Origin of the sequence: Microcoleus sp. PH2017_12_PCY_D_A (genome assembly GCF_020738565.1) — a bacterium.
Taxonomy (GTDB): domain Bacteria; phylum Cyanobacteriota; class Cyanobacteriia; order Cyanobacteriales; family Microcoleaceae; genus Microcoleus.
This window is the reverse complement of sequence record NZ_JAEQCI010000062.1, coordinates 1-23,895: the sequence shown is the minus strand read 5'-3', so window position 1 is coordinate 23,895 and position 23,895 is coordinate 1. Positions and strand designations below refer to the sequence as shown.

The window sequence follows — 23,895 nt, the reverse complement described above, 5'->3', positions numbered from 1 at the left end:
TAAAAAACAATTAAGATTGCGGTCTCAGTGAAACTACGGAATAGATAATTGAATAATGAGCGATGAATTTACGTTAGATAGGCTAGATATTCCCAGCAGTTGGAATCGGGGGGAAGGCGATTGGACGGGAGTAGGCGCAGCTATGAAGCGAGGAGAAACTGTAGAAGTAATTCAAGAAGTTGGTTCTATTTTGTGGCGAAACAGTTTGCCTGAAAAACATTCTTTGTATTGGGAGGGGGAAAATCTATCACCTATTAAAGGGCGAATTTGGATTAGTTTTACTCAGAGAAGATTTGCGCCGGAATCTGCTTTGCCGAAGGTTCAGTGGCATCCGAGGGTGTTGTGGGTGGGGATAGGTTGCAATGCTGGAACTTCGCGAGAATTAATCGAAACTGCGATTCAAAGTGTCTGTCGCGCTTATCATTTAGCTGAAGGTGCGATCGCAGGTATTGCTACAATAGACACTAAAGCATCCGAAATCGGCTTGCTGGAACTTTGTCAAGCCCGAAACTGGCCGTTAAAAACCTTTGCGGCTGATGTTTTAAGTTCCGTAGAAGTCCCCAATTCTTCAAATATTGTAGCGCAAGAAGTTGGAACTCCTAGTGTAGCAGAAGCCGGTGCACTTTGTGCGATCGCCCAAATTGTCACCGCACATCAACAGCAAAAAACGCAGATATCTATCAATCATCCGCGTTTATTTGCGTTTATCTGCGGTTCACATCCGCTCTTAGTTCCGAAAAAAGTCTTTCGATCGGAAAAAATGCTAGGCTCTGTTACAGTAGCGGTTGCAGTTTGCCCGATCGACTATCTAGGATAATATCTTATTCAGTCAAAGTGCGATCGAAATTCACAAATCGACCAATCAGCCCAGAAACAAACGACAGCACAATCGAACCGAACAAAGCAGGCCAAAAACCGTTAACCGCAAAGCCGATACTGAAAGCACCCGCCAACCACGAAGCCAGGGAAAGCGAAATCGCATTCACCACAAACAAAAACAAACCTAAAGTCAGAATGCTCAAAGGCAGCGTCAGCAATGTAATAATCGGTCTGACAACCGCATTCACAAATCCGATAACCACAGCAGCCACCATCGCCGCCGAAAAGCTCGTCACCGCAATACCTGGTACAATCTTAGCGGTAATCACCAGCGAAACGGCCGCTACTATCCAAGTTAAGAAAAAACTTAGCATATCGTTTTTTTCATCTCCATCACTATTAATTTAGATTGTAACTGTTTAGGCGATCGACCAAAGTTCGGGATACACTACGAAATACCCACCTTGCGAGAACCTCAGATTTATGAAACTCCGGCAACTAGCAGCATTCCTCTTGGCGCTAACCATCTTCATCCTGCCGCGCGCAGCCCGAGCTCAATCTAAATATTACCCACCGCCGCTGTCCTTTAGCAACGCCGAACTCACCAGACGCGATTTTTCCGGCCAAACGCTGCGGGCTGCTGAGTTTTCCAACGCTAATATGGATTTAACTAATTTTTCTAATGCCGATTTGCGGGGAGCAATTATGAGCGCTTCGGTGATGACTGAGGCGAATTTGCACGGTGCAAATTTAACTAATGCCATGATAGATCAAATTAAATTTACTAAGGCTGATTTAAGCGATGCAATTTTAGTGGAAACAATTTTGTTGCGTTCTACTTTTGATGAAGCTGATATTACTGGTGCTGATTTTACTGATGCAATTATGGATGGCGCACAAGTTAAAGAATTGTGCAGCAAAGCCAGCGGGATTAATTCTCAGACTGGCATTTCTACTCGCGATTCTTTGGGATGCCGCTGATTTATTTTAATCTCATAATCTCATTTTGTGGAACAGAAGGTACGTAGTTGGGCTTTAGCCCTCTTTAGGCGTATATATTAAAGAGGGCTGAAGCCCAACTACGTACCTATTTTTATGATAATAAAACCACTCTGGGGAAAGCTTGTTCCGGGCGATGCTCAAAGCCCACCCTACAAGCAATAAACAGACAAAATTAATGTGATTGTGGAACAGGCATCTTGCCTGTTCCGGACAACTTAAACCAGATTTACTAAGGCTTGGCTTTTTTCTGAGCAGCCTCATAATGCTCGCTCATCAACTGATTAACTTCTGGATTGTAAATCCGCAGATAATTCCAGTAATTCTCAAACACCGATTTCACGTATCCTTTCGTTTCAGGAAACGGAATTTTTTCTGCAAAAGCATCCGGATCGCTAAAGCTAAACCTCTTCAACCAATCTGCTACTGCATTCGGCCCCGCATTGTAACTAGCTACAGCTAACATCGAATTATTCTTGTACTCGTCGTGAGTGTGATCTAAATACCAAGTTCCGAGTTTAATATTGTCGTCCACATTCTCCAGTGAATACTTTTTGAGGTTGATTTTCGCCGCTACCCAGCTACCAGTTTCTGGCATTACCTGCATTAAACCAGTGGCGCCAACTGCTGATTTGATTCCCGGCATAAACCGCGATTCTTGCCGGATTAAGGCTGTCACTAAAACAGGATTTATTTTCCGTTCTTCTGACCATTTGGTAATGTTTTCTAAGTAAGGAAAAGGATAAAGTGCTTGCCAATAAGCCGGCTGCTGTCTGAGAGCGAGGTATTGGGTTTTATCATCTGGTTTGTCGCGCTGGCGCAAACTCCCAACCATCCACAAACCGTCTAAATTGTCTCCGACTCCAATTCGCATTAAACCGTCGGTAAACTGTTCGGCTATACTTGGTTCGACGCGGTTGGTAAATTCTATTTGCCACAACGTCCAAGCATCTCTATCTTGACCTAATTGATACAGTTCTTTTAAGGCAGGAGATCCGGCGGTTGGTTCGGGGCGCTGAGGCTGTTGTACTACTTTGGGAGATAAGTCTCGGACTGTGGTAAAGTCGCCTACTGGCCAGCCGAGAAATACTGCCGATCGCCATGCGAAATATGATTCTGGATAGCGTACAATGGTGTACTCAAATGCAGTCTTGGCATCCTGTTCGCGGCCGAGCTGCTTTGCCCATTTGCCGACCCAAAATGCTGCTTCTGGTGCTTGTTCGCTGTCGGGATTGTGGGTGGTTAATTCCCTCGCCCACTGCCAAGCTGATTTTAAATCTCCGCCTTTGGCATACTGTTGGGCGATCGCCCAACGCAATTCGGCTGCTTTATCAGAATTGTTGTATTTTGTCAATAGCAACTTGCGGGTTTGTGAGGCGGATTCACCGCTGCCTGCTTTGTCGAGAAGTTTGGATTTATCTAGCAAAGCTTCGGGGGCACGCTCGGGGAATTTGCTAATGGCGCGATCGAGATACACGATCGCATCCTTGGGATCGCTCAGCCGCGACAGCCGAATTAAACCCAAACCAGTATCTTCGGAATCGGGGAAATCCCGCACTAATTCTTGATAGGCAATTCTCGATTCCGGGATTTTGCCGTCGAGCCACAAACCGCGAGCTTTGCGGTAAACATTTTTGGCGGTGCGGGGAGCTTTCCCGTAAGCAATCGCTCCTTTGCCGTAATCCTGTTTTTCCCAATAGCCAAAGGCAATTGCTTCCCAATCTTCCGGTTTCAAAGTCGCGCTGTTTTGCTGCGCCAGTTGTTCTAATAATGTACCGTAATCTTTGACATAATGACCGTGCTTTGCTATTATCAGCATTAACTCGGGCTGATTGGGATTTTCTTTTAACTTTTTCCGGGCTATTTCTACACTGCGCGGATGTGCGGGAAATTCAGTAATTGCTTGCTTCCAATATTCGGGTTTCGACTTGCCTAAAACATACAAAGCTTCGGCTGCTACCGGATCGCTCGCATAGTTTTTAAGGAGTTCTTCCCAAGCTTTTTGTGCTTTGCCTTTGTCGCCGCTCAATTGGTAAGCTTGGGCGCGTTTGAGAGCAATTTGAGCACCTAAAACAGGATATTCTCGCTCTAAATTGTCCAGTAATTTTAGTGCTTTGGTGGCATTTCCTTGCTGGATTAAATCGCTGGCAAGCAAGTAGCGGGCGCGGCTTTGAGGGGAGATTTCCTGCTGCGGGTTTGTAGTTGCAGACTGACTTGCGGCGAGTTCAACCAATTTCGCCGATCGCTCATTCGGTGACAGCGATACCAGCATTTTGACCGACGAGGCGGAATTCGCTGCATCCACGGATTGCTGAGCCTTCTGGAAGGGCCCTACACCCATCCATTTCGCCGCCGCCAGCCCTGAGCCGATCGCCATTATGGAAACTGAAACGCCCATTAAAACAGAAACTCGGGTTTTGCGTCGCTTTAGCATGGGAAAATTTAAGAAAATAACAATAGAAAATCGATCGCCAGCGGACTTGGCTGATATCGTACCAGAATTTATTTTGATGTGTAGCAGAGAATTTAGGCGGTCGATTTATTTCATTGAATGAAGGAAAAACGACAAACCAGCAAGGACAAAGTACAATCAAAAATCTAAAATCTAAACTGTAAATCAAAACATGGAATTTCTAGTCACCGATACGCTCGCCTCTGCTTGGACGGGAGATGCCCTGGCAATTGGTCTATTTGAGGACGCTTTGGAGATCGCCGGCGACTTGGCACAATTAGATGAAAAGCTTGCGGGCACTTTGAAAGAGCTGATGCAGGAAGTAGATTTTAAGGGCAAAGCGGGCCAGAGTGCGATCGCCCGCGTCGGCGGCAACAATCCCATCCGCAAAATTGCGATCGTCGGTTTGGGAAAAACAGACGACTTAAAATTAGACACAGTGCGGCAAGCTGCGGGCGTTTGCGCCAAGTTAGCCAAAAAGGAGAAATGCAAAACCCTCGGAATTAGCCTTCCGGTGTGGCAAAGCGCGCCGGATGCTACAGCAAGTGCGATCGCCGAAGGTGTAGAACTCTCCCTGAATCAAGACAACCGTTTCAAATCGGAACCCGACGAGAAAAGCCCGCAAGTAGAACAAATTCATTTGCTCGGTTTTGCCGGTACCGAAAGTGCGATCGCCCGCGCCCGCCAAATCACAGCCGGAGTCATTTTAGCACGGGAATTAGTCGCAGCGCCGGCCAATTATGTCACCCCGATTACCATGGCCGAAACCGCTCAAAGTCTAGCGGCAGAATGCGGTTTAGAATTAGAAATATTAGAGCAAGAAGAGTGCGAAAAACTAGGCATGGGAGCATTTCTCGGCGTTGCCAAAGCATCCGACTTGCCGCCGAAATTCATCCACCTGACTTACAAACCCGCAGGCACACCGCGCCGCAAAATTGCGATCGTCGGCAAAGGATTGACCTTTGATTCCGGCGGTTTGAACATCAAAGGTGCGGGCAGCGGCATTGAAATGATGAAAATAGATATGGGCGGCGCTGCGGCTACTTTGGGAGCGGCAAAGGCGATCGGACACATCAAACCAGATGTCGAAGTTCACTTTATCAGCGCCGTCACCGAAAACATGATTAGCGGCCGCGCCATGCGCCCTGGAGACATCCTCACAGCTTCCAACGGCAAAACAATTGAAGTCAACAATACCGACGCCGAAGGCCGTTTAACCCTCGCTGACGCTTTAGTATTTGCTGATAAATTGGGAGTTGATGTAATTGTCGATTTAGCAACTTTAACTGGCGCCTGCGTCATTGCTTTGGGCGAAGATATCGCCGGTTTGTGGAGTCCTGAAGATAGCGTCGCCGCCGAAATCGTCGCAGCCTCAGAAAAAGCAGGCGAAAAGTTTTGGCGGATGCCGATGGAAGAAAAGTATTTTGATGGCTTGAAAGCTTTGCACGCTGACATGAAAAACACAGGGCCCCGCTACGGCGGTTCGATTACGGCGGCGCTATTTTTGAAGCAGTTTGTCAAGGATACTCCTTGGGCACATTTAGATATTGCCGGCCCGGTTTGGAGCGACAAGGAAAACGGCTACAACGGCGCTGGAGCCACGGGTTTTGGAGTTCGGACTCTGGTGCATTTGGCCCTGGGCGGCGCTTAATTAATTGTGGATTTTTCCGCTCAAAAATTGAGATTTTTGCTGCTTTAAATGTCGGCTAGTTCATCAGTCTGTCAGGGGTAAAAAACCCCTGGCTCGCAGCTTAATATTATGTTCTCCGAGAACTCCCCCAGTTAAATTGGTTGGTAGTGAGGACTTCAGTCCTCATGAAATTATGAGGACTGAATTCCTCACTACAAACAGATCGCGGTTATTTGATCCGACATGGTATAAGTCCTGTAAAAGAAAAGTCAATAATCATAATTAAAAATTTAAATGTTTCATAAATAATAACTACCCGCACCTATAGCGGTTCTCAAGCGTAGTGAGGTATGCTTGCGTGCCCGTACAGCGGCCTATGCCCTATGCCCGGTTTGGCCTATGCCCAGTCATACCTCCTATGAGAGCTTGAAAGGCTATATGTATTCCCTCACCGCGAGGAACGCAAGCGTTGTGAGCCGCGACGGTCGCAATCGCTCGTACTTGGGGAAAGCTTCGCTCCCTGGCGCTGAACCTACACATTTTTGACATTTCCTGAAAAAATAGCTGTTTCATAAAAAATGAAAAAAGTATATAATTATGTAAATATTTCAACCACCGAAATCAAATAATTATATTTGATGGATTTGGATTGCTACAAATAACTTTTTTCTTGAACTTTATGCAAGAATTATTAACATTTTTTTATGCAACACTGCCTGCATCTTCCCCACTCGGCTGCGAGGGGCTGCGGGAGTTGCGGCTGTACGCTGTTTTTGACTCGCTGACGGCACTCGCTTATTGCTCTCTGGCGCTATCTTTGGTTTATTTTACCCGCCAAAGTTCTCACAGCAAGATTGGACGGCTATTTGCTGTCGGTTTTTTTGCCTGCGGTGCTGCTCAATTAACGCAAGTTTGGACGATGAGGCATTCCATTTATTGGCTGTCGGTAGATCTCAAAGCTGCAAGTAATGTGATTTCTTTGCTCTTAGCCGCATTCGCGATCGCTCTGATGCCGAAATCACTTGCCAATTCTAATTTAAATCCAACAGAAAATCTTCAACAATTGCCGTTAAAACAGCTAGCAGAAAATCAGCAGCAAGATGATATCCAGACAGCAGAATTGGCAAAACCACCGACAGACGATATTGTCGATCGCTCTTTAGCTCTCAGTTCGTTAAGCGAACTGTTACAAAAAGAAATTGCCGATCGCCACCGGATTGAGGAAAAGTTGCAATTGGCTCAATTTGCGCTCGACCGATCGGCAGATGCGGTATTCTGGATGGGATCGGACGGTAAATTTTTGTACGTCAACGACGCCGCTTGCTGTTCGTTGGGATATTCGGCCGCAGAATTGCTCGATATGACTGTGCACGACATCAATCCCGATTTTCCCCAAACTGCTTGGAATTTGCACTGGAAAGTCTTAAAAAGGTGCGGTTCCGTTAATATTGAAGTTCACCACATCACTAAGTACGGGCGCATTTTTCCGGTAGAAATTACGATCGACCATTGGCAATTTAACGGCCAAGAATATCAGTGCGCCTTTGCTCGCGACATTAGCGATCGCAAGCGGATTGAGGCAGCTTTGCGGGAAAGGGAACAAGAATTTAGGTCATTAGTTTCCAATATTCCCGGCGCAGTTTACCGTTGCAGCGCTGCGGGGCGATCGAGCTTAACTTTTATCAGCAGCGGCATAGAAGCTATTTCCGGCTATCGGGCAGATAACTTTATGCAAAAACCCGTGCAAGCTTTTCCTAGCATAGTTCATCGCGATGACGTGGAGCAGATCGATAAAATTGTCGATCGGGCTGTCAAGACAAAACAACCTTACGCGATCGAATATCGCCTGATTCACAGCAACGGAAACGTGCGGTGGGTTGCAGAAAAAGGTCAAGCTATTTTCAATCCAGACGGTCAAATTTTATCCCTCAACGGCGCCATTTTTGACGTGACAGAGCGCAAAGCAGCGGAGGATGCTTTGCGGCTCTCCGAGGCGATCGCCAACAACAGAGCCCAGCAGCTAGAAATAGCTCTCAAAGAACTCCGAGAAACTCAAGCTCACCTAATTCATACCGAAAAAATGTCAAGTCTCGGTCAAATGGTAGCAGGAGTCGCCCACGAAATCAACAATCCCGTGAGTTTTATCTACGGCAATATTTCCTACGCCAGCCAATATATGAGAGACTTATTGCAGCTTGTGGAACTGTACCAAACACACTATCCTCAACCACAAGTAGAAGTTCAAGAATATATTGAAAACATAGATTTAGAATTCCTGAAAGAAGACTTATTAAAAATATTCTCTTCGATGAAAATGGGAGCAGATCGCATTCGCGAAATAGTTCTGAGTTTGCGAAACTTCTCGCGTTTAGACGACTCGGTAAAGCAGCCTGCCAATCTTCATGAAGGCATAGACAACACACTGCTAATTTTGCACAACAAACTGCGAGCTAGATCCGAATATCCCGAAATTAAAGTCATCAAAGATTATGGAAAAGTACCCTTAATTGAATGTTATCCAGGCCAGCTAAATCAGGTATTTATGAATCTGCTAAGCAACAGTATTGATGCCTTGGAAGATGCTTGCAATCAAAAAAGGCGCTCCGGCGGCGGCGACTGGAAACCAACTATTAGCATTCGCACAGAAGCCCTTAACGAAAATAGTATTTGCATCCGCATTGCCGATAATGCGATCGGCATGACAGAAGACGTGCGCCGCCAATTATTTGACCCATTTTTCACCACAAAACCGATGGGGAAAGGCACCGGTTTGGGGTTAGCCATCAGTTACCGAATTGTCGCGGAAAAACACGGCGGAACCTTGATATGCCGTTCGGTTTTGGGCGAAGGAACGGAATTTGCGATCGAACTTCCCTTATAATTTGGTACTGGGTAATGCGTCATGGGTAATAAGTACAGTCCTGGACGCATCGATCCCCCCAACCCCCCTTAAAAAGGGGGACTTTCAGGTTCCCCCCTTTTTAAGGGGGGTTAGGGGGGATCGGCATTTGAGCCACTTCGTGCGTAAGTTTTAAGGTAATAGGTAATAGGTAATGGGTAATAGGTAAAAAAATAAAGGGATAAAATCTAAAATCTAAAATCTAAAATCCAAAATTATATTACGATCGCACTCCCTGCTGTCGCAGCAAATTATCTGCCCACTCCCTATCTGCTGCTTTCAAAGGCGGGCGGGGTTCTTGACAGTAATCTATAGCTAAATCAAATCTAGCTTGATTGTAGACACCCATTAATACAGCCTGTAAATCGAGTTCCGGTTCTGTATCTAGCGGTTGCAAAGGTACTCGCAAAGCAGGAATCTGGTCTCGCACGCTAAAAGCATATAATTGAGCTTGGGGGAGTTGAGAACCGCGACAGATTAAAATCCGATAATCAGTGCGCTGCGTGACACCTAAAATCTGCATTGGTTTGCCACTTCTGAGCAGGTCAATTTCGACTAAATTGGTGCGGCTTTCCAATAATTGCTGCCGTTTAGTTTCATAAGCATTCCGTCCTTCTCCTGCGCTTTTATTCTTGGGACAAAGCAGTTCGATAACGGTAATAACTCTACCGCTGGGCATTTCTCTAATTTCTAAATAGCTTTCTTCCACAGTTTCCGGTAGCGGCACTAGAACAGGAATCGGTTCGGTGCGAGTGAGGGTAGCAGTGCCAGAAACTGGTAGAGTTAGATTTGACTGTTTGGAGACGAGGGAAATGTCTGGAATTCCTACTAATTCAGCAGATGCGCTGAGATATATCCGCTTTTCCATCGCAACTCGGTAGTTCGGATTTAATTCAGGTTCGATCGCGATTGCGGCTGCTACAATCGCGCGGCTGTGAACTTCCGACCACAATTCTGGTTGTTCTAAATAGGGATTCATCCCCGGAAATGGAGAGGGCATTCGATCGCCTCACTGCTTAACTTTGCTTGACCCAATACTTATTATATAACTGATGCAGATATTAAAGATAGCCCTGCAGGTAGAAACTGGGTTTTTTACGAAAATACTGGTTAACAGCCTTTAATAAGGGTAAAAAACCCGGTTTCTTTGGTCGAAGTGTATAATTCCTCAAGAGTTTCTGCGATCGTCCCAACTTCAATCAACCGTGAAACGGCACACTTAACAAAGGCAAAAGCGTTAAAATCAACCAAGCCAACAACCATTTATTTACCTTGCAAACTGGTTCAGGTTCTGCCAACAGCGCCTCTATTCTCTCTCCCAATCTATTTGGTGAACCGACAACACCAACAACGCAACCTACATCAAAATTTCGGTGCGGATAACTCGCTACCAACAGCAAAGCTTCTGCTAACAATAAACCATCAACTACCGCTGCCGCTTTAGCATCAGCCCGCAATTCCCGCAGTGTTAATAACTCCTCCCACAAAGCTTGCGTATTCGGCAGCCAAACAGTAATTTTCCGCAGCCATCCCAGCCAGAAAAACCAGAAGGTATCCCGATAATAGTAGTGCGCTTGTTCGTGGGCAATTACTGCTTGTAAGTGAGCTGAGTCTAGGGTTTTTAACAATCCCGTACTGACTGCAAATTCTGAATGCCAGAAACCAATTATCGCAGAAAATAGAGCAGGAGTTTCCAGAACTCTGACATTTATTCCGGCTATGTTTTTCTGAGAATAAGTGCGAATTTGTTTAAGAAATAGATAGCCATCTGTCGCTAACTTGACACACAAAATTTCTGCTGCTATTATAAAAAATACAGCTAACAAATAGCTAAACCATCCGTCCCAAAATCTTACCATTTGCCCCTGAGTTCCCATAAAAATCACTGCGATAGCTGTCGCGAGTAACAGCAGCGGGGGAAACAAGAAAAATAAGAGCGATCGCTCCCAGCGGCGGGCCCAATTCCCTGAAGGAACAGACCATTTCAGTCTCACGCAGCAAGCCGCAGCCAACGCGGTAACAATCAGGATTAAGTGCATTATTTTTGCTCCTCCCGGGCTTGGCGGACAGCTTGAATGCGAAGGGAAATTTCTTCTAATTGTTCGACGGTTGCTTGGTCGAGACTGTCAGCAAATGCTGCTACAATATCGGGATTGCCAACTGCTAAAAACTTCTGCAAGCGATCGTAAGCAAACAGTGCTTGGGCTTCAGGCTGAGAAACTAAAGGTTGCCAAGTGAATGTCCGTTCGCTTTTGTCGCACGCCAGCCAACCCTTGTCTGTCAAGCGGCGCAGCACCGTTGTTACTGAAGCATAGGCCAATTCGCGATCGGGATCGGATAAAATGCGATCGTGCACCTCTTTCACTGTAGCAACTTCTAGCTCCCAAACTATATTTAAAATCTCCGCCTCCAAAGGGCCGAGGGATAACTGTTTGGGGCGGTAATTCGGCAGAGGGTTCATACAATTTTAGCTTTTAGATTTTAGGGATATAAGTAATTATTTAGAAACAATACATCATCAAGTATTTCGATCGACTGTTTCTTTATAAACACTTAATCATACAATTTGTCTTTTCCTTCTTGCCTCTTCCTTTTGCCTTGCAAGTTTGACAGGTCGTCATTTGACAATGCAAGCAAACAAGTGTAAAAATTATCCCGAAATTATCCAACTCAGTATTTTAAGTATTTCTCAATGAAAAAACAACTAATCCTAGCCTCAACTGCCGCAGGCATCGCTATGCTGTGCAGCTATTCGGCAATTGACAGGCATCAAGCCACAGCAACAGAAACTCAAGAAGTAGAGATTAAATTTAGCGCGATGGTAGGCGAAAAACCATTTAACTGCGGCGAAAGCTACAGCAATTTAGGTACGCCGGCTGCTACTGTTACCGCTACAGATTTCCGTTTTTATGTATCGGATATTGCATTAATTGATGCCAGCGGTAAAGCTGTAGCGCTGAGTTTAAAACAAGACGGCAAATGGCAGCATCAAAACGTGGCTTTGCTAGATTTTGAAGATAAATCCGGTGCTTGTGCTAACGGAACAGTCGAAATTCGCGATCGGCTAATTGGCACAATACCCAAAGGCAACTACAAAGGTCTACAATTCACCCTCGGTGTGCCTTCTAACCTCAATCACGAAGACGCAACTCTAGCACCTTCTCCCCTGAATTTAACATCCCTGTGGTGGAACTGGCGCGGCGGCTACAAATTTCTGAGAATTGACTTAAAAAATTCAATGGTTGACAAAAAGCATGATGGTAAATCAGGCAGACAAAGCAGCAATATTGCCCACGGAGAAGGCAATCAAGGAAATCACGGCGGATTGCCAGGTTTTGCTATTCATTTAGGCAGCACAGGATGCAAAGCTGAAGACAAAAATCAAAAGCCGACTGTTTGCACTAATTCCAATACCTCAAAAGTTATTTTTAGTAACTTCGATGCCACAAAAAATACAGTGATTGCCGACCTAAAATCCCTAGTTTCTCAAACTAATTTAGCAGTCAATCAAGCAAATACTCCGCCTGGGTGTATGTCAGAAGCGAATGACGGCGACTGCGCCGGAATCATGAAAAATTTAGGTTTACCCTTTGGAGACAAAGCTGCGGCGGGACAGACTTTCTTTAAAGTTAACTAAAAAGGTTTTTAATTGTTTGTATGAACGGGAAACGATTATCAGCTTTTACTATTATCTGCATTTTCTCATGCTTCCTAGCAATTAATTTGAGTGCAGTATTCTACTCCAAAAATTCCAGTTTAGCAACTCCAATACCTCCAACTTACAATTGGAATATTCCCGCTGGAATGCCAAAACCAATTGTACCCCCCGACAACCCAATCAGCCCAGAAAAAGTCGAATTGGGAAGGCATCTTTTCTACGAAAAACGCCTATCAGTCACGGGCGAATTTTCCTGTGCTTCCTGTCACATTCAAGCGAAAGCTTTCACTGACGGCAAAACAGTAGGAGTCGGCGCAACGGTCGAAAAACACCCGCGCAATCCTATGAGTTTAGCCAACATTGGCTACAATTCCGTCCTGACTTGGGCAAACCCTCTACAAAATAAACTAGAATCTCAACTATTAGTACCTTTGTTTGGCGAACACCCGGTAGAAATGGGAATGGTAGGCAAAGAAGAGGAACTTTTGGCAATGTTGCGATCGGATATACAGTACCAAAAAATGTTTGCAGCAGCTTTTAGTCAAGAACCAAATCCTATTAATATTAGCAACTTAGCAAAGGCGATCGCCTCCTTTGAACGCACTTTAATTTCCCTCAGTTCTCCCTACGATCGCTACCGCTACAGCGGCGACTACAGCGCGATTTCAGCCTCAGCAAAGCGGGGCGAAGAATTATTTAACAGCGAACGCTTAGAATGCTTTCACTGTCACGGCGGGCTAAACTTCTCAGATTCTATCATGCACGATCGCCTAGCTTTCAAAGAAATAGCTTTTCACAATACAGGCTTGTACAATATTGACGGCAAAGGCGCTTATCCGCCCAATAATACTGGGGTTTACGAAATCACCAACGAACCCTCAGACATGGGCAAATTCAAAGCACCAACCCTGCGAAATATTGCTTTGACCGCACCTTATATGCACGACGGGAGTATCAAAACTTTGGAAGAAGTTATCGGTCACTATAAAGCGGGAGGCCGCACTATTAAGAAAGGAGAATTGGCGGGAAGAGGTAGCGAAAATCCGCTCAAAAGCAATTTTGTTTCCGGGTTTAAATTGACTGTGCAAGAACAGCGAGATTTATTGGCTTTCCTGCAAAGTTTAACCGATGAAGATTTTATCAAAAATCCCGCTTTCAGCGACCCATTGGTTCGATCGTTCGGACTTTAGTCCTTAGATTTTTATGAGGACTTTAGTCCTTAGATTTGTTTTATGAGGACTGAAGTCCGAACGATCGAACCTATTTTATTCGCCGTGATATCCGCCAGCAACCTTACCCCGAAACACAACATAATTGTAGATGTTGTAAAAAATCATAATCGGGATGAGAAAGCCGATGAACACAATCATAAACACCAGCGCGCTGGGCGAAGCAGCGGCTTTGTAAATCGTGATTTGCGTGGGGATAATGTAGGGAAACACAATCAATCCCAAGCCGATAAAACTGAGCAAGAAAATCAAAATCGTCCACACAAAAGGCGTCCGTTCTTCTTTGCTCGCGAGACTTTTTAGCAGCATTCCCACAAACAGCACTCCCAGCAAAGGAATCGCCACAAACACATAAACCAGCGGTTTATCGAACAACCTCGCCCTCGTACTTTCGTAAAAAACCGGAGTGGCGATCGTAATTAAAACCGCTCCGATTAACGTCGTCACCGCCGCAATTTTAGCAGTGCGGTAGTGAGTTGTTTGCAGTTCCCCGTCGGTTTTCATAATTAGATAGGTGGAACCGATCAAAACGTAGCCTTGAACCAGCGTCAAAGCCACCAAGATCGATCGCCAATCCAGCCAATCCCAAGTAGTGCCGACAAAATGACCCGCCTCATCAACCGCAATGCCTTCCAGTACCGCACCGAGGGCGAATCCTTGAGCTAAAGACGCCAGGAAACTGCCAGCACCAAAAGCATAATTCCAGAATTTTTTCCGGTTAGAATGCTCCCGAAACTCAAACGCTACAGCCCGAAAGATTAACCCAAAAAGCATCATGCAAATCGGGATGTACAAAGCAGTTAAAATCGTGCCGTAAGCGAGGGGAAAAGCACCAAATAAAGCACCTCCCATCAACACCAGCCAAGTTTCGTTAGCATCCCAAACATTGCCCAGACTGGTCATTAAAATGCCCCGGCGTTCCTCGTCATCCGCAGTCAGAGACAAGATTCCTACTCCCAAGTCAAAACCGTCTAACATGACATAGAGCAACAGAAAAATGCCTAAAATTACGAACCAAACTTGCGGGAGAAAATGCTCCAAAGCTTGCATAAAATCTCCTATTGTTGTGCTTCTACTGGACGTCGATCGGGAATGTGTTCTGCGGGTTGAGTTTCGATTGCCGGTTCATTGTCCAATCCCGGTACAGGCAGATTTAAATTCGGGCCTTTGCGGATAATTCTGCTGCCGAAATACATGGCACAAACAAACAAAAAGCTGTAGACAACAGCAAAGAAGCTGAGGGAAACTAAAACATTGCTAGCGGGGATTGTCGATACAGCGTCAGCAGTGCGAAGTTGACCGTACAAAGCCCACGGTTGTCTGCCGACACAGCGCACTATCCAACCCGATTCTACCGCAATATATCCGAGGGGAGCTGCTAAAATCCAAGCGCGCATCAGCCAATTTTGTCCGGCAATATTTTCAGCCGAAAGTTTGCCCCGCAGCCACTGAATTGTACTGAAAACCATCAGCGCTGCTAAGTAAAATCCGATCGCAATCATGGTGCGGAAGGAGTAGTAGATTAAACCCACCATCCGGGGTCTATCTTCGGGTTTCCATTCCTTTAAACCGAGTACCGGTGCGGAAAGTTTTTCTTTGAATTCCAGAATGTATCCCAAAGCATTGGGAACTACAATTTCCCAGCTATTTTTCTGTGCTTTTTCGTCGGGAATTGCTACCAAACTCCAATTAGCAGCTTGTCCCGCCGCAGTTGTTTCCCACTGAGCTTCCATTGCTGCTAATTTTGCCGGCTGATAGTGATAGACTTGTTCGGCGCTCAAATGTCCGATGTATATCTGCAAAGGTGCAACGGCGATGGCTGTGGCGATCGCAATTTTTAACGACTTGGAAAAAAACGCTTGATTGCGCTTGTTGAGAATGTACCAAGCGCTAATACCGCCAATCACAAACAGCGAAGTTTCTAGCGTCGCAAAAAACATATGAAGAATGCTGTTTAATGCGAAGGGGTTGAGAATTGCTTGAAAGTAATCGCTGACAATAAACTTGCCATTGACCATTTCTCCGCCCGCCGGAGTTTGCAGCCAAGAGTTAGCGACTAAAATCCATACTGTTGATAGGTTGGCGCCGAAGGCTACCATGACTGTAGCGAACAAATGAACGAGCGGGTGCACGCGCTCCCAACCGAACAGCATAATTCCTAAAAAGCCAGCTTCTAGCATAAATGCCATGGAAGCTTCAAATCCTAAAATGCTGCCAAAAAAGTCGCCTGTAACTTCGGCAAACGGTGCCCAGTTTGTGCCGAATTGAAATTCCATCGGAATGCCAGTTGCGACTCCGATTCCGAAGTTTAAGACATAAAGTTTAGACCAAAAACGAGCGTGGTGGTAGTAGTCGGGATTGCGGGTTTTTAGCCACATTCCTTCGACAATTACCAGATAAATCCCCATTCCAGTAGTCAGAACCGGCCACAGCATATGGAATATTGCCGTTAGCGCAAATTGCATCCGCGATAGCGCCACGGTGTTAGATAAGATATCCATTGTTATCTCCTTTGGTCAGTTCCAGATAGGTTTGTTTCCACGACTTCAAGAATGGACACTGGTTATACTGTAGTGTAAAAAATTGTGACCTTTTGTAGAGCGGGCAATTTTTAAGGTTTTATACAGATTTGATCGGAATGATTTAACCGCAGAGAGCGCAGAGAACGCAGAGAAAGATAGGAGAGAGACGAATAGTTCTGATGCTAACGTATCTGATATTACCGAACGTTGGGTGGGGGCGGGTTTGGGAGATTGTGGATTTTAGGCAATTGTTGTCGGTGAACCCGCCCGTACAAGATTGATGTTTGTTGATGGAGATGATGTTACCTAACAGTGACAGTGTAACTTAGTTCAAAGGGTTTAAAATTAGCTCCTGTTTTTGCTGTGCCGCTCAATTCAAGTTCGTAAATACCAGCTTTTGGAAATACGATGTCGGCTCCGGGAATGCCTTGATATTTTTCGGCAGATATGGCTTTGAGAGGGGGCTGCATCAGCGGTTTATCCCCCTTTTTGTGATTTTTGGGGTAAACCGCTAATTTGCAATTGCACTGCTCTAACGGAATGATTTGACCGCCCCTGCGAGTCAGGGCAAACCACACTTTTGCAGGTTCTCCGGCGCGGGGATTGTGGTTGGGTTCTAGGTGAAAGGTGGCGGCTACATCTCCGGAGACTTCGACTTCATGGGCGAAAACTGCGATTGAGTTAATTTGCGGCGCTGTCGGAATTGTGGCTTCGACTAGCAATCCGCAAAAAACTAATAATCCTAAAATTTTACTTTTGTTTGACAGGCGAAACATAGAAATTATCCAGTGATAAGATTGACCAAAATAAGCGCGATCGCACAAACAAGACACTCAAGGCAATTATTCCCAACAGCAGCGCCCGCAATTGATTAACCGCCGTCGATTCAAAACCGCCGAGATAGTGGGAACCGATGAGTATTGCGTGTAGGGCGCACAGCAAGAAAGCTGGAACGCTTAACAGGTGAATTGGCCGCCACAGTTTGCCTAAATGATGTTGAATGCGATCGCAACTTGTAACAGCCGCCGGCAGCATCAACAGCAGCGACAGCATCCCAGCCACCATCCCCAACTGATGCTGCGGCACCATGAAAGATACAGCATCAAAATTCCATTGCAGGGTATGATCTAGCATATGAAATGTGTGGGCGACTGCGAGGATAAACGCGCCCACACCCAAGGCGCGGCGGTAGCGCAGCAGTTGCGGGAAAAACTGACTAATTGGACGGGCAATCAGTGCTAGGATTAAGCAGAGTAGGGATGCGTGACCAGTCACATCAACCATTGCATCGGTTCGCAGCAGAGTAATTATGCCGATCGCCACTGTCACCCAACCGCCCGCACGAAAAAGTTGACTGCGTTTGTGGGCGCTGAATCTACCAGCAAAAAAACCCACTCCCAGCATAGTTGGCAGCGTGCCCATTCCGAATGCAAACATCGTTGCCGCACCGAAAATTGGGTTTCCGGTTTCCGCTGCTTTGATTTGCGCGGAGTATAGGAAACCGCAGGGAATTAAACCCCAAAGCAAACCCAAAGCTAATGGTATCCACCAGCTTTTTTGAGTTGAAATCTCGGTCATTGCATTGCTGATGCGATCGTGCTTCATTGGGTGTAACAGCGGTAATCTCGGCAAAAAATCTGGTTTAATTTGCACTACACCGAACCAAATTAGCATTGTACCTGTCAAAAGTGCGATCGCGCGCCGCAATTCGCTACCTGTACCGGCCATTTGTCCGCCAGCAATTAATACCGAACCCAGCCCGCCAATTGCAGCGCCAACCAAAGCATAAGCAGCAATTCTCCCCAAATTCAGCAGCAGGTGAAAGCGGAAAGCAGCTAATTTATCGTTGCGGGAACTAGACAGCGAAAATGCCACTGTCAGCGGGCCGCACATCCCCGCGCAGTGACCGAAACTGCCGAGAAATCCTAAAGCGCTTATTAGCAGGAGGTCTAGCATTTGGCTGTTTTTTCCTAAAATATTTGCTTTTGCTATTACCCGCTGGTTTCTTAACTTTAGTATAAATATTGAGCTGAGTCGATCGCTTTTGTCAAAAGACAGGCTGTCAAACTTTTTATAATCTCACCCAGATTAAAGTTCTTTATTCGCTAACTAATGACTAATAGACCTCTTGCAAAAATAGCTAGGACGGGCGGGACGCCCATCCCACAAAAAGTTTTTTCTTGTCGAATGGGCCGGAGATCCCGTTCCAAAATTTGATTAAAAGGACTGAGGCAAGAGGTCTAATAACTAATAACTAATAACTAATAACTAATGACTAATGACTACTGACTACTTTTGTTCTGGATGAGCTGCGGCCGGCGAAGCTGCACCCATTTGATTAATAGCAGCAATTAGCTGATAAAGCCGCCCCGCATCCCGCTGGTTAAAGTGCAAAACTAGGCGCGGTAAAGCGAAGGTTTCATCTGCGGCTTCGGCGGGCAGAGCTTTACTTTTTTCAATTTTTCCCGTAACCACAATATCGCTAAAATCAGTATTTAATCGATCGACATTCTCGTCAGAAAGTTCAGTTTTCAAACGAAGTACCAGTTTTCCATCCACGTAGCGGCAGGAGTGATAAACTAGATAAAAACTCCCGATCGCCTCACAAGCGACATTTATATCGTCTGTAATCGTATACAGGCTGCGATCGTCAGCAGAAATCAAACCCCTGCCCCGCAATTGTTTTTGCACAAAATAATTCCAATCAAGCCAATAATCTCCTCCGGGTCGATCGAGCAAAACCAAAGGAGCCGGCCCAAACTTGCCCGTTTGAGTCAAAGTCAGACACTCAAAAGCCTCATCCAGAGTGCCGAAACCGCCGGGAAACAAAGCCAAAGCATCGCTTTCCCGCAGAAAGAATAACTTGCGCGTGAAAAAATATTTAAAATTGAGCAATTTCGAGTCGCCCGCAATGAAAGGATTAGAACTCTGCTCGAAAGGTAACTGAATGTTCAGCCCAAAAGAACGTTCAGCAGTCGCCCCCTCGTTCCCCGCCTGCATGATCCCCCCGCCGCCCCCAGTAATCACCATAAACCCCTGCTGGGCGATCGCCCGCGCAAAATCTCTGGCAAGCAAATATTCCGGCGATGTCGGCGACACCCTCGCGGAACCAAAAATCACAATTTTGCGAACGTGGCGGTAAGGATAAAACATGGAAAAAGCCTTTTCCATATCCCGCAGAGACGACGAGATAATTTTCCAATCCAGGCGATCGAGATCCTCTCCGGCCATTTGCACTATCGTCGAGAGCGATCGTTCGATCCACTCAGAGTTCTTTAACTTTGGCAGGCGATCGATCAAATCGAGCGCATCAGCTTGGAGGGACTCAAAACCTTGACCAGAAGGAATCATGAATTTTTCCGAAACGGTAACAATTTGTCGGATCGTGAAAATTAAGGGGCAAGCCACATTTATCAGCCAATAGCCACCAGCAAATTGCGCTGCTAGCAACTAATAACTTTTCTAGTAGCTTTGCCCCGGTTGTGAAGGGAGTTGGCTTTCGCAGCAAAAAAAACAGCGCGAAGCCCCTCGCAGTTCGGTTAAATGTACTTTTCCAGAGTGTTGGCCAGAGTAGTTTTCGGAACTGCCCCAACCACCATATCAACCCGCTGACCGCCCTTAAATATCATCAGCGTCGGAATGCTGCGGATACCGTATTGACTTGCCACGTTAGGATTCTCGTCGGTATTAACTTTTACTACCTTCACCTGCCCTTCATATTGCTGGGCAATTTCCTCTACGACGGGCGCCACCATCCGACAGGGCCCGCACCAGGGAGCCCAAAAATCCACTAGAACTGGAACTTCGCTATCGAGCACTTCCTGCTTAAAGGTAGAGTCGGTTACTTGCGCGGCTGCTGACATCCCTAGCCATCCTTGTAAATACTATTTCTCGGATAACAAGTTTAGCAAAAAGTGTCACCACTTGCGTCAGTCAATTTTACGATTTGAGATTTGAGATTTGAGATTTCTAGCATTTCTCAGAAAGATGAGGTACTATCCGGCATAGGGCATAGGGCATAGGGCATAGGCCGGAGCCGGGCATAGGCCGGAGCCGGGCACGCGGGCACGCAAGCATACCTGATTTTTTTGAGAACGGCTCTAGTTGCAGCGTTGAATCTGCCAGTTCAAACAAAAGTCTAAAATTCTGAGTTGTCGGGGGCTGGTATCGCTTTTTGGGTAGGAGCGACGATTGTAAGAGCAGGCTTCTGAAGGAATTCGAGACATGGAAGTTAGAATTCGGCAAACGGCAGCCAAAAAATTCTCTGTCATACCAAATCCGGGTTAGATATCCCCGATCGGACGGGCGCGGTTGAAACCGCGTCTATACAAACAAAGTGTCCTCGGCCGACTGAAGAATAAAGGGAGTCGGAAACGCGGATTTAGTATCACCCCCCTCTCCCCCTCTCCCCCTCTCCCCACTCTCCGGATCGAACAGCCTTAACCCCGTACCTAGTCAGTAAAGGGGAGCGCTTGGGGTCAAAAAGGAACCGCCCGAACAGTAGTCCGGGCGGAGTGTGGTGTGAGGAGTGAACGGAAACATGCGTCTCCGCTTCTTATATTGTGACACCTCCTTCTCGATAATTCCACAACATTCTGTAAATTTCGAGACGATCGCACAAATTTTGTCAAGGTACTATGGTATTCGATCGGTAAATCTACTTACCCATACCCAACTGCTGAGCTTTTTGATAGACTTTACCCTCCGTCAGCAGAGAAGGAGCAATGACTACTTCCACTTGCTGCATCTCCTTAATATCCTTAGCGCCCAGAGTGCCCATGCTCGTTTTCAGAGCTCCGAGGAAGTTGTGCGTGCCGTCATCTAGCAGTGCTGGGCCCCGCAAAATTTGCTCCACAGTGCCCGTCGTCCCGACGCGAATCCGAGTGCCGCGCGGCAAAACCGGGCTCGGAGTCGCCATCCCCCAGTGAAAGCCGCGGCCCGGAGCTTCCGCAGCCCTAGCAAAGGGCGAACCAATCATCACTCCATCAGCGCCGCAGGCAATGCACTTGCAGATATCGCCGCCAGTAATTAAACCGCCGTCAGCAATCACCGACACGTATTTACCAGTTTCGCGATAGTAGTCGTCCCGCGCGGCGGCGCAGTCTGCTACCGCTGTGGCTTGGGGAACGCCGACACCCAATACGCCCCTGGACGTGCAAGCAGCCCCCGGCCCGATGCCCACGAGAATGCCTGCGGCGCCAGTTTTCATTAAATTGATGGCGACTTCGTAGGTCACGCAGTTGCCCAAAATTACGGGTATTGGCATCTCTTGACAGAATTGGGTCAAGTCTAAAGATGCGATCGACTCTGGAGAAAGAAAAGCAGTAGAGACTACAGTTGCTTGCACAAAAAATATATCGGCTCCAGATTCAGCAACTTTTAAGCCGTATTTGCTCGCAGCGGCCGGGGTACCGCTGACGGCAGCAATCCCTCCTCCAGCTTTAATTTCTTTAATTCTGAGTTCGATTAATTCTGGCTTGATGGGCTCGGCATATAGTTGCTGCATCAGGGACACAAATTCGTGGTTCCCAACAGAAGCAATGCGCTCTAATATTGGCTGGGGATCGGCATAGCGGGTTTGAATTCCTTCAAGGTTGAGCACGCCCATTGCTCCCAATTCCGACAGCAAAATGGCCATCCGCACATCGACTACTCCGTCCATGGCGCTGGCGATAATCGGGATTTCTCGATCGATCCCACCAATCTGCCACTTAGTATCTGCCAAACTCGGATCGAGGGTACGCTGTCCCGGTACGAGGGCGATTTCATCTATGCCGTAAGCTCTGCGAGCACTTTTGCCCCGCCCAATTTCAATATTCACGCTGTTTCACTTCCACAATGTATTTAAATTAGACTAACAAAAAGTTCGCCGACCTGCGGGTAGCGATCGCCCGGCTGTGTTTAAAATAATCTCGCCACTAAATTCTGATTTTGTCAGGAACCTCAGCCCCGACGGCATGAGGCTTGGAAGAGAAATCAGACAAGCCATTCTGACGGGCCTAAGTCTTAACTGACTAGGTTTTTTGAGTCACGACACCCACCGGATGCGTGCTAGTCCCCCGCTCTGTCGCTGGTAGTTAAACAGTTTTAAGGTAACAGAAACAGTGCTGCTAGCCTAACAAGCTCAGAAAACATTGACCGACAAGCTAACATTACCCCGAAAGGGAGGCTCAATTGAGCGAATTACTATGCGTACAGGATTGGAAGATTTGAGGCGGTAATTGTCCCGTTGAAAGTGCAGTACAAAAGTACACTCCCGTCAACCAATCCCAAGTTGCTCAAGTAAATTCAAAATGCAAAGCCGTCCTAAAAGGACGGGGTTTCTACCCATAATTTTTATGAAATCCAAGGAAATACTTTTCCTCAGCAACGGCCACGGGGAAGACACGATTAACTGTCAAATTGTCAATGCTTTGAGAACATCTGCGCCAAATATTCAGGTTTCAGCAATGCCCATTGTAGGTGACGGGGCTGCTTACGCGCGATCGAGCGTACCAATTATTGGGCCCACCAGTCCCATGCCATCTGGGGGAGTTTTTTACATGAATCCCCTATTTTTCCTCAAAGATGTGAGGGCGGGGCTAATTCGTTTGACTTTGCAGCAATTGCAGGCTACCCGAGCCCATTCTGGGCGCTGCGATTTGGTGGTGACGACTGGGGATATTGTCGCGGCGGGGTTCGCCCATGCCACAGGCCGCCCGTATATAATTTTTCTGTCAGCTCATTCTACTTATTACGAAGGGCTAGCCGATTTGGGTTTCCTCTTAAATTATTTGCTTTCCTCCGAGCAATGTCTGGCTATTTTCACTAGGGACGCTTTGACTGCTGCGGACTTAAACCGACAGGGTTTCGAGAAAGCCAAGTTTGTCGGCAATCCTGTCATGGACAACCTCATTCCTACAGGCAAAGATTTGCAGTTAAAGCCTGGAGTCAGCACGATCGCCCTTCTGCCCGGTTCGCGCCTCCCCGAAGCCACGGAAAACCTGATTTTGCTGCTAAAATTGGTCAAAGAAATTGCCGCCAACTCTACCTTACCAGTGCAGTTTCGGGCAGCCTTAGTTCCCAGTTTAATGCTGGAATTAGATGATATTGCAGCGCGATCCGGATGGCTGCACCGAGACGGAAAGTTAGTTTGTCAAGAAATCAAACAGCAGGGTAATGAAAAAGCAGCAACCGTGGAAGTAATTTGCTATTCTGATGCTTTCGCCGACATTTTGCAGCAATCCAATTTAGTAATCGGGATGACGGGAAGTGCGATCGAACAAGCTGTCGGCTTAGGAAAACCAGTAATTACCATCCCCGGTAAAGGCCCGTCATTTACCTATCGGTTTGCCGAAGCTCAAAATCGGCTGTTAGGTAATTCAGTACAAGTTATTGGCACAGAACCAGCAAACCCTGAGATTATCAAACAAGCTGCCGCTTCAGTCGATCGCACCTTGCAAGACCAAAAATATTTAGAAACTTGCGTTAAAAATGGCTTAGAAAGAATGGGCAAAGCTGGTGGTAGCAGTAAGATTGCTAATTGCGTAAAAAACTATATCTAAAAAACATTACAAAAAAAGGTTCGTAGTGAGGACTTCAGTCCTCAAAAAAAAGGTTCGTAGTGAGGACTTCAGTCCTCAAAAAAAGGTTCGTAGTGAGGACTTCAGTCCTCAAAAAAAGGTTCGTAGTGAGGACTTCAGTCCTC

19 protein-coding genes are annotated in these 23,895 nt (G+C 46.5%); 7 read left to right on the top strand and 12 right to left on the bottom strand.

What is annotated here, in order from left to right; translation table 11 throughout:
- Positions 1-55: 55 nt before the first annotated feature.
- Complete coding sequence (locus JGK39_RS18830) at positions 56-817, top strand: cobalamin biosynthesis protein (RefSeq protein ID WP_293255633.1); 762 nt, start codon at positions 56-58, stop codon at positions 815-817.
- 4 nt (positions 818-821) lie between these two features.
- On the opposite strand, the gene JGK39_RS18825 is transcribed toward JGK39_RS18830, so the two are convergent.
- Positions 822-1,193 carry a phage holin family protein gene (locus JGK39_RS18825; protein WP_293255630.1) on the bottom strand — a complete coding sequence of 124 codons (372 nt, stop codon included), beginning with the start codon at positions 1,191-1,193 and terminating at the stop codon, positions 822-824.
- Between the two features lie 109 nt (positions 1,194-1,302).
- Between JGK39_RS18825 and JGK39_RS18820 the strand changes: the two genes are divergently transcribed.
- The gene (locus JGK39_RS18820) at positions 1,303-1,800 is read left to right on the top strand and encodes a pentapeptide repeat-containing protein (RefSeq protein ID WP_293255627.1); all 498 of its coding nucleotides are present in this window, start codon (positions 1,303-1,305) and stop codon (positions 1,798-1,800) included.
- Positions 1,801-2,050: 250 nt separating this feature from the next.
- Here JGK39_RS18820 and JGK39_RS18815 read toward each other — a convergent pair whose 3' ends face one another.
- Positions 2,051-4,252, bottom strand: coding sequence for a transglycosylase SLT domain-containing protein (locus JGK39_RS18815; RefSeq protein WP_293255624.1), 2,202 nt, complete (start codon positions 4,250-4,252; stop codon positions 2,051-2,053).
- A 190-nt stretch (positions 4,253-4,442) separates the two neighbouring features.
- On the opposite strand from JGK39_RS18815, the gene JGK39_RS18810 reads away from it, so the two are divergent.
- Entirely contained in the window at positions 4,443-5,921 is a 1,479-nt protein-coding gene (locus JGK39_RS18810) for a leucyl aminopeptidase (protein ID WP_293255621.1), read from the top strand.
- A gap of 658 nt (positions 5,922-6,579) precedes the next feature.
- The gene (locus JGK39_RS18805; RefSeq protein ID WP_293255618.1) at positions 6,580-8,781 is read left to right on the top strand and encodes a PAS domain S-box protein; all 2,202 of its coding nucleotides are present in this window, start codon (positions 6,580-6,582) and stop codon (positions 8,779-8,781) included.
- 238 nt (positions 8,782-9,019) lie between these two features.
- Here JGK39_RS18805 and JGK39_RS18800 read toward each other — a convergent pair whose 3' ends face one another.
- From JGK39_RS18800 to JGK39_RS18790, 3 genes are all read right to left on the bottom strand, one after another.
- On the bottom strand, positions 9,020-9,799 hold the full coding sequence (locus JGK39_RS18800) for a DUF4058 family protein (protein WP_293255615.1): 780 nt from the start codon (positions 9,797-9,799) through the stop codon (positions 9,020-9,022).
- A 199-nt stretch (positions 9,800-9,998) separates the two neighbouring features.
- The gene (locus JGK39_RS18795; RefSeq protein WP_293255612.1) at positions 9,999-10,838 is read right to left on the bottom strand and encodes a M56 family metallopeptidase; all 840 of its coding nucleotides are present in this window, start codon (positions 10,836-10,838) and stop codon (positions 9,999-10,001) included.
- The gene (locus JGK39_RS18790) at positions 10,838-11,260 is read right to left on the bottom strand and encodes a BlaI/MecI/CopY family transcriptional regulator (protein WP_293255609.1); all 423 of its coding nucleotides are present in this window, start codon (positions 11,258-11,260) and stop codon (positions 10,838-10,840) included. Before JGK39_RS18790 ends, JGK39_RS18795 begins: the two co-directional genes overlap by 1 nt.
- 231 nt (positions 11,261-11,491) lie before the next feature.
- On the opposite strand from JGK39_RS18790, the gene JGK39_RS18785 reads away from it, so the two are divergent.
- Positions 11,492-12,436 (top strand): MbnP family copper-binding protein, encoded by a 945-nt coding sequence (locus tag JGK39_RS18785; RefSeq protein ID WP_293255606.1) that lies wholly within the window; start codon positions 11,492-11,494, stop codon positions 12,434-12,436.
- A gap of 20 nt (positions 12,437-12,456) precedes the next feature.
- The gene (locus JGK39_RS18780) at positions 12,457-13,647 is read left to right on the top strand and encodes a methanobactin export MATE transporter MbnM (RefSeq protein WP_293255603.1); all 1,191 of its coding nucleotides are present in this window, start codon (positions 12,457-12,459) and stop codon (positions 13,645-13,647) included.
- Between the two features lie 75 nt (positions 13,648-13,722).
- On the opposite strand, the gene cydB is transcribed toward JGK39_RS18780, so the two are convergent.
- From cydB to JGK39_RS18745, 7 genes are all read right to left on the bottom strand, one after another.
- The gene (cydB, locus tag JGK39_RS18775) at positions 13,723-14,736 is read right to left on the bottom strand and encodes a cytochrome d ubiquinol oxidase subunit II (protein ID WP_293255600.1); all 1,014 of its coding nucleotides are present in this window, start codon (positions 14,734-14,736) and stop codon (positions 13,723-13,725) included.
- Positions 14,737-14,744: 8 nt separating this feature from the next.
- Entirely contained in the window at positions 14,745-16,187 is a 1,443-nt protein-coding gene (locus JGK39_RS18770) for a cytochrome ubiquinol oxidase subunit I (RefSeq protein ID WP_293255597.1), read from the bottom strand.
- Positions 16,188-16,510: 323 nt separating this feature from the next.
- Entirely contained in the window at positions 16,511-16,984 is a 474-nt protein-coding gene (locus tag JGK39_RS18765; RefSeq protein WP_293255594.1) for a hypothetical protein, read from the bottom strand.
- A complete protein-coding gene (locus JGK39_RS18760) occupies positions 16,959-18,164 on the bottom strand; it encodes a sulfite exporter TauE/SafE family protein (RefSeq protein ID WP_293255591.1) in 1,206 nt (401 codons plus the stop codon). Before JGK39_RS18760 ends, JGK39_RS18765 begins: the two co-directional genes overlap by 26 nt.
- Positions 18,165-18,497: 333 nt before the next feature.
- Entirely contained in the window at positions 18,498-19,559 is a 1,062-nt protein-coding gene (locus tag JGK39_RS18755) for an LOG family protein (RefSeq protein WP_293255656.1), read from the bottom strand.
- Between the two features lie 188 nt (positions 19,560-19,747).
- Positions 19,748-20,071 (bottom strand): thioredoxin, encoded by a 324-nt coding sequence (gene trxA / locus JGK39_RS18750; protein WP_265239802.1) that lies wholly within the window; start codon positions 20,069-20,071, stop codon positions 19,748-19,750.
- A 794-nt stretch (positions 20,072-20,865) separates the two neighbouring features.
- Complete coding sequence (locus JGK39_RS18745; protein WP_293297044.1) at positions 20,866-22,029, bottom strand: GuaB3 family IMP dehydrogenase-related protein; 1,164 nt, start codon at positions 22,027-22,029, stop codon at positions 20,866-20,868.
- A 517-nt stretch (positions 22,030-22,546) separates the two neighbouring features.
- On the opposite strand from JGK39_RS18745, the gene JGK39_RS18740 reads away from it, so the two are divergent.
- Positions 22,547-23,752: a lipid-A-disaccharide synthase-related protein gene (locus JGK39_RS18740; RefSeq protein ID WP_293255581.1), complete on the top strand. Its 1,206-nt coding sequence runs from the start codon at positions 22,547-22,549 to the stop codon at positions 23,750-23,752.
- The last annotated feature ends 143 nt before the right edge of the window (positions 23,753-23,895 follow it).